Origin of the sequence: Saccharopolyspora sp. NPDC002686 (assembly GCF_040295745.1) — a bacterium.
GTDB lineage: Bacteria > Actinomycetota > Actinomycetes > Mycobacteriales > Pseudonocardiaceae > Saccharopolyspora > Saccharopolyspora oryzae.
Genome location: NZ_JBEOVY010000274.1, coordinates 1 through 10,757 on the forward strand (window position 1 = coordinate 1; position 10,757 = coordinate 10,757).

General features: G+C 71.8%; 9 protein-coding genes. 7 read left to right on the plus strand and 2 right to left on the minus strand.

All coding sequences use genetic code 11. From position 1 onward, the window contains the following. Positions 1–1,340, plus strand: a 1,340-nt coding sequence (locus tag ABTZ89_RS28525) for a helix-turn-helix domain-containing protein (RefSeq protein WP_351050338.1), incomplete at its 5' end; no start/stop codon positions are given. A gap of 3 nt (positions 1,341–1,343) precedes the next feature. Here the strand turns inward: ABTZ89_RS28525 and ABTZ89_RS28530 are convergent. Then, the gene (locus tag ABTZ89_RS28530) at positions 1,344–2,750 is read right to left on the minus strand and encodes an aminotransferase-like domain-containing protein (RefSeq protein WP_270954137.1); all 1,407 of its coding nucleotides are present in this window, start codon (positions 2,748–2,750) and stop codon (positions 1,344–1,346) included. Here ABTZ89_RS28530 and ABTZ89_RS28535 point away from each other — a divergent pair. From ABTZ89_RS28535 to ABTZ89_RS28545, 3 genes are all read left to right on the plus strand, one after another. Beyond that, complete coding sequence (locus tag ABTZ89_RS28535) at positions 2,749–3,681, plus strand: DMT family transporter (RefSeq protein ID WP_351050342.1); 933 nt, start codon at positions 2,749–2,751, stop codon at positions 3,679–3,681. The genes ABTZ89_RS28530 and ABTZ89_RS28535 overlap by 2 nt on opposite strands. 420 nt (positions 3,682–4,101) lie before the next feature. Further along, entirely contained in the window at positions 4,102–5,706 is a 1,605-nt protein-coding gene (locus tag ABTZ89_RS28540) for a GMC family oxidoreductase (RefSeq protein ID WP_270954135.1), read from the plus strand. 60 nt (positions 5,707–5,766) lie between these two features. Further along, a complete protein-coding gene (locus tag ABTZ89_RS28545; protein ID WP_351050346.1) occupies positions 5,767–6,507 on the plus strand; it encodes a gamma-glutamylcyclotransferase in 741 nt (246 codons plus the stop codon). Here the strand turns inward: ABTZ89_RS28545 and ABTZ89_RS28550 are convergent, their stop codons facing one another. Then, on the minus strand, positions 6,508–8,160 hold the full coding sequence (locus tag ABTZ89_RS28550; protein ID WP_351050349.1) for an AMP-binding protein: 1,653 nt from the start codon (positions 8,158–8,160) through the stop codon (positions 6,508–6,510). A gap of 94 nt (positions 8,161–8,254) precedes the next feature. Between ABTZ89_RS28550 and ABTZ89_RS28555 the strand changes: the two genes are divergently transcribed. From ABTZ89_RS28555 to ABTZ89_RS28565, 3 genes are all read left to right on the plus strand, one after another. Then, positions 8,255–9,112 carry a helix-turn-helix transcriptional regulator gene (locus ABTZ89_RS28555; protein ID WP_351050352.1) on the plus strand — a complete coding sequence of 286 codons (858 nt, stop codon included), beginning with the start codon at positions 8,255–8,257 and terminating at the stop codon, positions 9,110–9,112. Positions 9,113–9,209: 97 nt separating this feature from the next. Then, on the plus strand, positions 9,210–9,800 hold the full coding sequence (locus ABTZ89_RS28560; RefSeq protein WP_351050355.1) for a TetR/AcrR family transcriptional regulator: 591 nt from the start codon (positions 9,210–9,212) through the stop codon (positions 9,798–9,800). Beyond that, positions 9,797–10,642 carry an alpha/beta fold hydrolase gene (locus ABTZ89_RS28565; protein WP_351050358.1) on the plus strand — a complete coding sequence of 282 codons (846 nt, stop codon included), beginning with the start codon at positions 9,797–9,799 and terminating at the stop codon, positions 10,640–10,642. Before ABTZ89_RS28560 ends, ABTZ89_RS28565 begins: the two co-directional genes overlap by 4 nt. Positions 10,643–10,757: the final 115 nt, after the last annotated feature.

The window sequence follows — 10,757 nt, forward strand, 5'->3', positions numbered from 1 at the left end:
GGCTGGTCGTGGAGCTCGTGCGCCGTTGGCGGGACCGGGTGCCGAGCGCGCTCGTGGACGCTGCGCACCGGCACGACCTGCCGCTGGTGACGCTCTCGGAGGAGACGAAGTTCGTCAGCATCACCGAAGCGGTGGTGGCGCGCATCCGCGACGCCCAGCTGGCCGAGCTGCGGGCCACGCACGCGATCCACGAGACGTTCACCGCGCTGACCACCTCGGGCGCCGAACCTGCGTCCGTGCTGCGCGAGGCCACGCGCATCCTCGAGCGACCCGTGGTGCTGGAGACGATGGCGCACCAGGTGCTGGCCTACGACGCGGCGGGGCAGGATCCGGTCGCGCTGCTGTCGGAGTGGTCGGAGCGCTCCCGATCGGTGGTGCAGTCCGGGCGGACCTCGTACGACGCCGACCGGCAGTGGCTGACCACCGTGGTCGGAGCGCGCGGCGACGACTGGGGCCGATTGGTGGTGCTCGGCCCGGAACCCGCGCACCGACACGTCGTGGTGGCCGAGCGGGCGGCGTCGGCGCTGGCAGTGAACCGCCTGGTGACACGCGATCGCGAGAGCTTGGAACGGCAGACGCACCGCACGCTGATCACCGAACTCCTCGCGGGCAACGCCGAAACCGCAGACCTGGCCGCCCGGGCCGCCGGAGTCGGCGTGCCGCTGGACGGCCCGCTGGTGGGGATCGCGGTGCGGCCGCGCACCACCACGACTCCGGCACCCGCGCTGGAAACCCAGCAGGCGCTGCGAGATCTGGCCGAAGCGACCGCGCTTGCGGGACGCAAGGCCAAGCTGCCGGTGCTGGTCGGCGTGGTCGACGACATCACGGTGCACGCCGTGGTGGCGTTGGCCGGCGTCGACGTCGATACCGCACTGCACCGGCTGTCCGCCGACATCCGCCGGTCCGCCGCGTTGCCGCTGGTGGTCGGGGTGGGCAGCGAGGTGGGGGCGATCTCCGGCGCGCGCCGGACGCTCACCGAGGCCGCGCAGGTCGCCGAAGCCGCGTTGCACGTCGACGACGGCACGCGCGATTTCCACCGGCTCGACGACGTCCGGCTGCGCGGCCTGCTGCACCTGCTGCGCGGCGACGAGCGGCTGACCGCGTTCGCGGAGCGGGAGCTCGGCCCGATCCTGGACAACGACCGGCTGCTCGACGCATTGCGCGCCTTGTGCCGCCACGGCGGCAACAAGTCCGCTGCGGCGTCCGCGGCGCACGTGTCCCGCACGGCGTACTACGGGCAGCTCGCCCGCGTCGAGCAGCTGCTCGGTGTCTCCCTGGACAACCCGGAGTCGTTGGTGTCGCTGCACGTCGCGCTGCTGACGTGGGACCTCCACCGCTGACCGCTACTGCCGCGCGAGCATCTCGCCGATGATGCGCGCACCGTCGGGGAAGGCCCCGGGGTTCGGACCGGCGTAGTTGATGCGCAGGTGGGGGCCGGTGGGTTCGGCGGGGAACCACTCGTCGCCCGCGGCGAGGACGACCCCGGCGGCTTCGCAGTCCCGGAGCAACCGCGGCAGGTCCGTCGCGTCCGGCAGCCGGACCCACAGGTTCAACCCGCCTCGCGGCACGGCTTCCAGGTGCGCGTCGGGGACGTGCTCCCGCAGCGCGGCGACGAGCAGGTCGCGGCGGGCGGCCAGCTGGTGGCGCAGATTGCGCAGGTGGGTGCGCCAAGCGGGCTGGGTGACGACGTCGAGCGCCACGGCCTGCAGCACCCCGCTGACGTACAGCGATTCGGCTTGGGCATCGGCGAGGATGCGCTCGCGGGCCGGGCCGCGGGCGATGATGCTGGCGACGCGCACGGACGGGGACACGCTCTTGGTCAGCGAGCGCAGGTAGACGACGTGCCCGCTGTCGTCCCGCGCGGCGATGGGTGCCGGATCGGCGGTGATGCCGAAGTCGTGCGCGGTGTCGTCCTCGATCAGGAACGCCCCGAACCGGCGCACCACGTCGAGCACTTCGTCGGCCAGGGCGGCGGACCACTGCGCGCCGGTCGGGTTGGCGAAGTTCGGCTGCGCGTAGAAGACGCGCGCCCCGGTCCCCTCGAACGCGCGGGCCAGCTCCGCCGGGTCCGGGCCGTGGATGCCGCTGGGGACGGGGACGACCTGCACACCGGCTCGTTCGGCGGCGAGGATCGCACCCCAGTAGGTGGGCGATTCCACCAGCAGCGGCCGGCCCGCGCCGACCAGTGCGCGGAATGCCGTGCTGAGTCCACTTTGGATACCCGGGAGGATCACCGCATCGCTCGGCGCCGGGGGCGCGACTCCGACCGGCGTCGCCGTGCCCAGTTCGGCCGCGAACCACGTCTGCAGCTCCGGCAGGCCCGCGGCCGGCGGCCTGCTGACCGCCGCCTCGCTGCGCGCGGCTCGGGTGAACGCGGAGCGCACCAGGCGTTCCGGGAGCAGCTCCCGGTCCGGGTAACCCGCGTGCAGCGCTACCGCGTCGTTCGGCGCGGTGTGCAGCGCCGTGGACAGCTGCCGGATGCGGTGCAGCGGCGCGCCGAGAGCCGCGGTCTGCCATCCGTAGTCGTTCGGGCGGGCAACGCGGACCGCGCGCACGAAGGTGCCGACGCCGGGACGGCTTTCCACCATTCCCTGCGAGGTCAACGTCCTCAGCGCCTTCTGCACCGTCACCGGACTCGCCCCGTAGCGCGCCACCAGCTCGCGCGTCGACGGCAGCTTCGCGCCCGGCGGCGCCGTCTCGATCCAGTCGCGGAGTCCCGCGACGATCCGCGAGCTGCTATCGTTCGACATGAGACTACAGAGTAGCGCTACTCTCGCCGATCCGACAGCGCTATCCCGTTCTCGGGCAGGCCTCGGGTGGGGCCTGCTCGGCGTGGGCGCGTTCTCCTTCACCGTGCCGTTCACCCGCGTCGCCCTTGCGGGCGGCGGGATGTCGCCGCTGTTCATCGGTTCCGGTCGCGCTGCGATCGCCGCCCTGCTCGCGGCCGCAGCGCTAGCGATCACCCGGCAGCGGCTGCCCCGCGGCGCGCAGTGGGGTCGCGTGGCGATCGTCGCCGGTGGCGTGGTCGTGGGCTTTCCCGTGCTGACCTCGTTCGCCCTCACCACCACCCCGGCCAGCCACGGAGCCGTCGTGATCGCCGTCCTGCCCGCGGCGACCGCGGTGGCAGCAGTGCTGCGCGGACGCGAACGCCCGCCGGCCCGGTTCTGGATCACGGCGGCCGCCGGCTCGGCCGTGGCGGTCGTGTTCGCCGCTTTGCAGGGCGGCGGGATCAGCGGATTGCACTGGTCCGACCTGCTGCTGTTCGGCGCCGTTGCGGCGGCCGCCATCGGCTACGCGGAAGGCGGCCTGCTCGCCCGCGAGCTCGGCGCCTGGCAGACCGTGTCCTGGGCGCTCGTGCTCGCCGCACCGCTGATGATCGCCCTGACCGGCTTCTCGATGGCGCAGCAGTCCCCGAGCGGAACCGCCGTCGAGTGGGCCGCGTTCGCCTACCTCGCGGTGGTGAGCATGTACCTCGGCTTCTTCGCCTGGTACCGGGGTCTCGCGATCGGGCCGATGGCGCAGGTCAGCCAGGTGCAGCTCACCCAGCCGGTGATGAGCATCTGCTGGGCCGCGCTGTTCCTGGGCGAAGACCTCACCTGGCCCACGGTCGTCGGCGGTCTCGCCGTGATCGCCTGCGCCACCACCGCGGTGCGCACCAGGCTCGGACATTCCGCCAAGTAGCCCGGTCCCCGTGAGCACTTCCTGGTGCCATGACCCCACAAAGTGCTCACGGGGCCACCGCATCAACCAGGCGCCGGACGCATAACTAGAACTTGTTGCGACGATCCACCGGCCACCGGAACATTCCGGGCGAGAACTCAACACACTCGCGACGAAGCCTCCACCAGGTGGGGTCAACCACCCAATAAGCGCTCAACAAAGCGGTGGCTCGCCTTCACGCGTAGCGCACGCGGACGCCGCACGGCTCATCCGAAGCAGTTGGCCATCCGCTTCGACGGGATGTTGCCTCCATCAACAAGAACATGTTTCACTTCAATCGTGTGATCGGGTGCTCGACGGCTCGAGCACTGCGGCGCCGTCGGCCGGCTCCGCGCCGCCAACACGTTTTCCGTAGCCCTCAACGCACAAGTGGAGGTCGTGGTGACCGAGGAGACCGACTACATCGTCGTCGGCGCGGGCAGCGCCGGGGCCATCGTGGCGAGTCGCCTGGCCGAAACCGGTGCGCGCGTGCTCCTGCTGGAAGCGGGCGGCTGGGACCGGTCGCGGTTCGTGCGCGTCCCCGGGATGATCACGATCGTGCACTCGGTTCCCCAGATCAAGAAGCGGTTCGACTGGGGCTACCGCACGGTCGCGCAGGAGAACGCGGCGGGACGCCAGATCCCGACGACGCGCGGCAAGCTCGTCGGCGGTTCCAGCGCGGTCAACGGGATGCTGTTCGTGCGCGGCCACCGCAGCAACTACGACGACTGGGCGGCCGAGGGCTGCAAGGGCTGGAGCTTCGACGACGTGCTGCCCGCCTTCAAGCGGATGGAGAACTGGGAAGGCGGCTCCAGCGACCTGCGCGGCGCGGGCGGCCCGGTCCAGGTGACCCGGCAGAAGGACCTGACCCCGGCGTCGAGCGCGCTGATCGACGCGATGAGCGAGAGCTTGGACGTCGCCAAGAACGACGACTACAACGGCGCCTCCCAGGAAGGCGTGGGCGTCGTGCAGATGAGCGCGCACAACGGCACCCGCTTCAGCACCTCCCACGCGTACCTGCGCGACACCCGCAGGACTGCGCCGCAGGTCGAGACCGGGGCGATGGTCTCCCGGGTGGTGATCGAGGGCGGCCGCGCGGTGGGCGTGGAGGTGCTCGGCAAGTCCGGTCCGCGCGTGATCCGCGCCGCCCGCGAGGTGGTGCTGTCGGCCGGCGTGGTGGGTTCGGCCCAGATCCTGATGCTGTCCGGGGTGGGCCCCGCCGACCACCTGCGGGGGCTCGGCATCGACGTCGCGGCGGACCTGCCGGTCGGCAAGAACCTCCACGACCACTTGTTCGTGCCGATGACCTTCCTGGCGCCGACGGCCCGGCACCGGGGCACCGCGCCGCACTTCCTCAACGGCATCCTGAGCGAGGCCACCCGGGGCGACACCTGGCTGGGCCGAACGGTCTTCGACAGCATGGCCTTCGTCCGCACCGACCCCTCCAGCGCGCGGCCGGATCTGCAGATCCACACCTTGCCGTGGTCCTACCCCTCCCCCAACCAGGACAAATCGGTGCGGCACGCCGTCGACCGGCGCCCCGCGCTCACCGTCATGCCGACCCTGATCTACCCGAAGAGCCGCGGCGAGATCCGGCTGGCCTCCGCGGACCCGGCGGCGGCACCGCTGATCGATCCGGCCTACCTCGCCGATCCCGACGACGCGCGCTTCCTGATCGACGGGATGAAGCGGGTGCGCGAGGTGATGGCGAGCAGGCACCTCGCCGGAGTCGTCACCGGCGAACTGCACCCCGGACCCGACGTCCGCGACGACGCAGCGCTGGCCCGCGAGCTGCCCAACCGCATCCACTCCGTCTACCACCCGGTCGGCACCTGCCGGATGGGAACCGACGAGCGCGCCGTGGTCGACCCCGAGCTCCGCGTGCGCGGCATCGAGGGTCTGCGCGTCGCGGACGCCTCGATCATGCCGTCGGTCACCGGTGGCAACACGAACGCTCCCGCCATGATGATCGGCGAACGCTGCGCGGAGCTCATGCAGTCCTGCTGAGCCGACTCGCGGGCGCGATTTCCTGGCTCCGAGGTGGTTCGGACGGGATGCTGGGCGGCGATGTTGAGCCCCGAGCTGCCAGCCGCCGCCCGATCGCCGTTCTCTGACGCCGACTACCCGGCTCTCCCCTACCCCGGTGCCCGACCAGGTTTTTCGTTCGTCCACTCCGACGGCGTCGGCTGGGCGTTGGCCCCGGATTCCTCCGCTCCCTCCGGATGGCGCGTCAGCCGCGACGGTTCGGACGGGAGCTGCTTGGACAGCTGGCTCGGTGAGCGCGGGGCGGAGCCGATGCGGGGTCGACAGCTCGTGCTGGCCTACGGATCCAACGCCTGCCCGGCGAAGATCACCTGGCTGCGCGAGGAGCTGAGGCTCACCGGGCCGGTGGTGGCCCTCAGCGCGCGCTGCACCGGACTGTCCGCGGTGTGGGCCGCTGGGCTGCGGGTCCGCGACGGACAACGTCCAGCCGTGCTGACCGCCGCGCCCGGCGTGGTCGAGGAGCACGCGCTCTGGTTCGCCACGCCGGAACAACGCCGGGTGCTCGACCAGTGCGAAGGCCGCGGCGTCCGCTACCGGCTGGTCCACCTGCACGGATCCGAGCGCATCCGGCTGGCCGACGGCAGCGAGCCGCAGCGCGTGCTGGCCTACGCCGCAGCAGGCCGGCAACGCGCTCCGCTGCTCGTCGACGGCCGCCCGGTGCGCTGCCTGGACGTCGACCAGATCGCCGCGCGGGCGCTGGTCGGTGAGCCCGCCGAGCACGACGGGCTCACCTGCACCGAGATCACCGGCGAGCCCGGCTGGTGATCAGCCGCGGCGCTGCTCGCGGAGCACGAAGCGCTGGATCTTCCCGCTCGGCGTCTTGGGCAGCTGCTCGACGAAGTGCACCGATCGCGGGTAGGCGTGCGCGGCGAACTTCCGCTTGACCAGCTGCTGCAGCTCGGCCACCAGCGCGTCGTCGCCGGTCGTCCCCGAGCGCAGCACGACGAAGGCCTCCAGGACCTCGCCGCGCAGCTCGTCGGGGACGCCGACCACCGCTGCTTCGGCGACCGATTCGTGCTGGACCAGCACGCTCTCCACGTCGAACGGCCCGATCCGGTAGCCGGCCATGATGATCACGTCGTCGTCGCGGGACGAGAAGAAGAACGCCCCGTCCGCATCGCGGGAACCGGCATCACCGGTCACGTACCAGCGGCCGTCGGCGGTGAACCGCTCGGCGGTCTTCTCCGGCGCGTCGGTGTAGCCGGTGAACCACATCAGCGGGCTGCCCGCCACGTCGATCGCGATCCGCCCGGCGGCGCCGACGGCGGCGGGTTCGTCCCGGTCGTCGTCGAGCACTTCGGCCGACCAGCCGGGCAGGGCGGCGCCCATCGATCCCGGCTTGATCTCGTCGCGGACCCCGTCGGCCCAGGCGTTGACGATCATCATGCCGTGCTCGGTCTGCCCGTAGTGGTCCCGCACGGTGACGCCCAGCTCCCGCTCGGACCAGGAAACCACCTCCGGGGTCAGCGGTTCTCCCGCCGACGAGGCGCGGCGGAGCCGGATTCCGGCGGGATCGGCCGAGGTGTCGGTGCGGAGGCTGCGGTAGACGGTCGGCGCGGCGGCGAAGTTGGTGACCCCGAACTCGCGCATCACCTTCCAGGTCAACGCGGCCGAGAATCCGGCGTGCAGCAGGATGCTGCGCCGACCGGCCGCCAGCGGCCCGAGGATCGCGTAGTACAGGCCGTAGGCCCAGCCCGGGTCGGCGGCGTTCCAGAACACGTCGTCTTCCCGCACGTCCAGCCCGAACTCCAGGTACGCCTGGAAGGAGGCCAGCGCGCGGACGGGCACCGGAACGCCCTTCGGGGTGCCGGTGGTGCCCGAGGTGAACAGCTGCACGAGCAGCCCGTCCCCGCCGAGCGGCACTGCCTGCCCGCTCGGCTCGTCACCGGTGTACCGGTCGAGCAGCGCGGCGAAGGACAGCTCGGCGGAGGAGTCGCCGGCGACGATGGTCCGCCACGGCGCATCGGCCGGGATGTCCTCGCTCGGCGCGAGTTTCGCGCGCTGGTCGGCGTCGACCACCACGACCTTCGCGTCGCTGGCCCGCAATCGCAGGGCGATCGCCGGGGGTGCGAACGCGGTGAACAGCGGCACGTGGACGGCGCCGCGACGCCAGATCCCCAGCAGGGCCACGACCAGATCGGCGGACTTGCCCATCAGCACGGCGACCGCATCGCCGGGGGCCACGCCGAGATCGGCCAGCGCGGCGGCGAAACGCGCCGAGTCGCGCCGCAGCTGGCCGTAGGTGAGGTCCTGACTGGACAGATCGGAGTCCACGACGGTGAACGCGACCGCATCGGCCGGATGGTCGTCGCAGAGCAGCTCCGCCGCGTTGGCGCCCGGGGCGCCGAACCGCTCGAGCAGTTCTGCCACGCGGGCTGCTGGTGCGGTTCCAGTGGTGGTGCTCGGCTCGATGCTCACGGTCGGCCCCTTCCCGGCTTCTTTGCCCCGGCGCTGCCGGGCGTTATGCTCCGCGCCACACAGCAGTCCCGGCTACCCCCGGAAAGGGGTGGATGTGCGAAACGGCGGTGAAGCGCTCCTGCGTCCGGACGACGGCGACGCCTTCCGCCAGGCCGTCCGCGCGCTGCGGCATCGGGCCGACATGCCCGTGACGTTCGGCGGACAGGCCGCTGGAGGCACGATGCGCCTGTCCGAGCTGGCCGGGGTGCGCACGAACATGCTGAAGGGGCTGCAGATCCGGGCGGCTGCGGGGCTCGGCGGCCGGGTGCTGGCGGCCGGTCGACCGGCCGCGGTCAGCGACTACGCCAGCTCGCCGACCATCAGCCACGACTACGACGGCCCGGTGCTCGCCGAGGGGATCAGCTCGGTGGTCGCCGCTCCGGTGCTGGTGGACGGTTCGGTCCGCGGCGTGCTCTACAGCGCGGCACGCGGCGTGGCCCGGCTGGGTGATCGGGCGATCGACGTCGCGATGGGCGTGACCAGGCGTTTGGCCGGCGAGCTCGCGGTGCGCGACGAGGTCGATCGCAGGCTGCGGCTGATGCGCGCGGCGGAGGACATCGGCCACCGCGAGCAGGTGGCTCTGGAAGAGGTGCGGGAGCTGCACGCGGAGTTCCGCGCCATCGCGCAGGGACTCGACGATTCCGCTCTCCGCGACCGCCTGCACCACGCCTGCGACCGGCTGGCCGGTCTCACCTCGAAGCCGGAGGAGACGCCGACGGCGAAGTTGACGCCGCGCGAACTCGACGTCCTGTCCCAGGTCGCCCTGGGCTGCACCAACGCCGAAGTGGGCAAGCGCCTGTCCCTGCGGCCGGAGACGGTCAAGGCCTACCTGCGCAGTGCGATGCACAAGCTCGAGGTCCACAACCGCCACGAAGCCGTGGTGGTCGCCCGCCGCCAGGGAATCCTGCCCTGACCTGCTCGTTCCCCGCCGGGAAAATCGGTCGCTCCGGTCCGTCGACCTAGCTAACCTAGGATGAAACCTAGAGGCTCTAGGTTTTGGAGGGGCGGAGATGGCACGCGCGGGACTCACCGCGGAGCGGATCACCGAAGCAGCCGCCGACATGGCCGACGCCGAAGGCTTCGCCAACGTGACGATCTCGGCGCTGGCGCGGCACTTCGGCGTCAAGGACGCGAGCCTGTACTCGCACGTGCGCAACGTGGCCGAGCTGCGGGCGCGGGTCGCGGTCCTGGCCGCCGGAGAACTGGCCGACCGCATCGGCTCGGCGATCGCCGGCCGGGCGGGCCGCGACGCGCTCGTCGCGTTCGCCGACGCCTACCGCGCCTACGCGCTGGAACACCCCGGTCGCTACGCGGCGACCCAGATCCAGCTGGCCCCCGAGGTCGTCGCGGAATCCCGCGGGCACCTGCGCTGCATGGAGCTGCCGTACTCGCTGCTGCGCGGGTACGGGCTGGACGAACCTGCCATCACGGACGCGGTTCGCTTGCTGCGCAGCACTTTCCACGGTTACGCCCACCTCGAGGCCAGCGGCGGCTTCGGCCATTCCCGCTCGGTGCGGACGTCCTGGGAACAGGCCGTCCACGCCCTCCACATCGCACTGGAGAACTGGCCGTCCGAGCCAGGAGATTTGGACGACGCATGACCGACATCAAGACCGGCACCGCCGAGGTGCCGGGAGCGACGCTGCACTACGAAACGCGCGGCGACGGACCGGTGCTGCTGCTGATCCCCGGCGGTTCGGGAGATGCCGGCATCTTCGACGTGCTGGCGGACGACCTCGCCGATCAGTACACAGTGGTCAGCTACGACCCGAGGTGTTTTTCCCGCAGCAGCGCGGATTCCGCGCCGACCGGGCAGCAGGTCGAGGTTCACAGCGCCGATGCCCGGCGGATCCTCGATCTGGTCGCCCGGCCCGATGAGCCCATCTTCGTGCTCGGCACCAGTTCCGGGGCGATCGCCGCACTGGAATTGCTGGCGCACTTCCCGAACCCGCCGGAGCTGGTGGTCGCCCACGAACCGCCGTCGGTGGAACTGCTCCCCGACGCGGCCGAGCACCGGGCGTTCTTCCGCGAGGTGCGTGAGACCTACCTGCGCGACGGTGTGGCCGCCGCCATGGCTGTCATGGCGGCCGGAACCTCCGGCGGCGACGCTCCGGAACCCGCCGAGATCCCGCGAACCGAGGCTATGGACCGGATGGTGGCGAACATGCCGATCTTCCTCGAGCACGTCCTGACCCAGTTCACCGGTTACGTCCCCGACCTGGACGCCCTGCGGAGCAGGTCCGACCGCCTGGTCCTGGCCGCAGGCCGCGATTCGGCGGGCCAGCTGCTGCGCAGGCCAGCCGAGCACATCGCGCAGCACACCGGGGCCGGGTTCGCGGAGTTCCCCGGCGGCCACGTCGGCGCGACCGAGCGCCCGCTGGAGTTCGCCGCGACCGTGCGCCGAGTGCTCGACGAACACCGCGCCGGCAACTCCCGAACGTAATTGCGAAGGGACGCTCCGCTACCGAAAATGTGGCGCGCGATACGCCCCAAAATCGGGGGTGCCCCCTTGCAGAACGGGCGTTGAACCCGCAGGCTTTTAACTACGCGCCGCTGAC